At 59.4% G+C, this 1,267-nt stretch carries 1 protein-coding gene; it reads right to left on the bottom strand.

All coding sequences use genetic code 11. The annotated features are described in order from the left end of the window. The coding region (locus tag NKJ89_RS35550) for a hemolysin family protein (protein ID WP_352609067.1) at nt 1-1,024 on the bottom strand (1,024 nt) is incomplete at its 3' end. Nucleotides 1,025-1,267 lie beyond the last annotated feature (243 nt).

The raw sequence follows: 1,267 nt of genomic DNA, 5'->3' as shown, positions 1-1,267 counted from the left end.
CGAGCAGATCGGTCTGGGTGACGATCCCCTCCAGAGCGCCATATTCGTCGATGACGATCGCCAGGCGTACCGGTGCCCTCTTGAACCGATCGAGAACGCGGAATATCGGCGTTCCTTCATGAACGATCACGGGGTCGCGGATGACCGCCATTGGATCGAGCGTTTTCCCGACGAGCACTTGGTCGAGGAGATCCTTCTTCAGGATCATGCCGATTGGTTCATCTATCCCGCCACGGCCGACCAGAAGCTGCTCATGGCGACATTCACGGATGGTATGCAGAATCTCGTCTGGACTGTCCTCAGTGTCGATCCAGTCGATATCGCGCCGCGGCGTCATGATGTCGGCGATGCGCCGATCGCCAATGTTGAAGACGCGCTCGACGAGCTCCTGCTGGGTCTGGTGAAGCAGCCCTGCCTCCTGGCTCGCCGCGACAAGCAGCTTCAGCTCTTCAGGCGAATGCAGGGACTCCTCGCCCGTGCCTGGCCGCAGCCCGCAGAGCCGCAACACCAGGTTGCCGAGGCCATTTAGAGCGAGGATCGCCGGCCTGAGCAGGAACAGGAACAGGCCTAGCGGACGCACCACCCATAGTGCTGTGCCCTCGCTACGCTGAAGTGCCAGGCTTTTCGGCGCCAACTCGCCCAGAACGATGTGGAGAGCAGTGATGATACTAAAAGCAATTGCGACGGCGATTGTATGGGATCCGGCGGTGGCAAGAGACCCCATCGCTCCAATCAGCAGTGGCTCGATCAGATGGGCGAGTGCAGGTTCGCCAACCCAGCCAAGCGCCAGCGACGAAATGGTGATACCCAGCTGGGTGGCGGCAAGATTGGCATCGAGATTCGCCAAGGCTCTTTGAAGCAGCCCGGCGTTCAAACGTCCAGCGGTAGCAAGTTCGTCGACTCGGCTCCGCCTGACCGCCACCAACGCAAATTCGGCGGCGACAAAGAAGCCATTTGCGCCAACGAGTACGAGAACCAATAGAATTCCAAGAATGTCGCGTAGACTACCATCGTCCGCCGGCATGATATCCTCTGCTTGATCTGACTGGGGCCATCTCTGAAGCGTATTTGGCGCTATTGCGCAACCGCATTAGGCCAAGATCGCCAAACCGGAGCTGCTACCGCAGCGCCGGGGCCTGCTCAATCAAGGCTAGCAAACCCAATTTCGCGCTGCGAACTCGACCGAACAAAAGCCGGCCGACATCGACCGGCGGACGAGATCAGACAGAAGACGAGTTGGTCTTGTCGACCGAAGTCAATGGCAGCG

It is taken from the genome of Mesorhizobium sp. M0047 (genome assembly GCF_040323315.1).
GTDB lineage: Bacteria > Pseudomonadota > Alphaproteobacteria > Rhizobiales > Rhizobiaceae > Mesorhizobium.
The sequence above is the reverse complement of the archived record's forward strand: the minus strand, read 5'-3'. Positions and strand labels throughout refer to the sequence as shown.